Source organism: Chryseobacterium sp. SIMBA_028 (assembly GCF_046535285.1).
In the GTDB taxonomy this organism is placed as follows: domain Bacteria; phylum Bacteroidota; class Bacteroidia; order Flavobacteriales; family Weeksellaceae; genus Chryseobacterium.
In genome coordinates this window covers 1-263 of record NZ_JAWRWZ010000405.1, presented here as the reverse complement: position 1 = coordinate 263, position 263 = coordinate 1, and the positions used below count along the sequence as shown (strand labels likewise).

Sequence of the window (263 nt, the reverse complement as noted above, 5' to 3'; positions counted from 1 at the left end):
ATAAATCTTCCATACACATGATTTAGGAATGCCTTGCAAGACGACAGGGGAATGTGTTGCTAATATTGCTACTCCGTTTTTAACATAAAGCAAATCAGACAAAGACTTGATAAATAGTGATAGCAACGGAGGGTGAAGGTGGCTTTCAGGCTCATCTATTATAATTAAACTTTTATCCTCTACGGTAGCAACTAAACGTGCTAGTGTTAAAATTATAATCGCATGGCCTGAGCTCATTGTCTTCAATAATGGTAAAATATATC

Annotated in this window: 1 protein-coding gene; it reads right to left on the bottom strand. The window is 36.1% G+C overall.

Annotation, left to right across the window (positions count from 1 at the left end):
* Positions 1-263: AAA family ATPase (locus SCA31_RS23920; RefSeq protein WP_410699491.1), on the bottom strand; the 263-nt coding region annotated here is incomplete at both ends.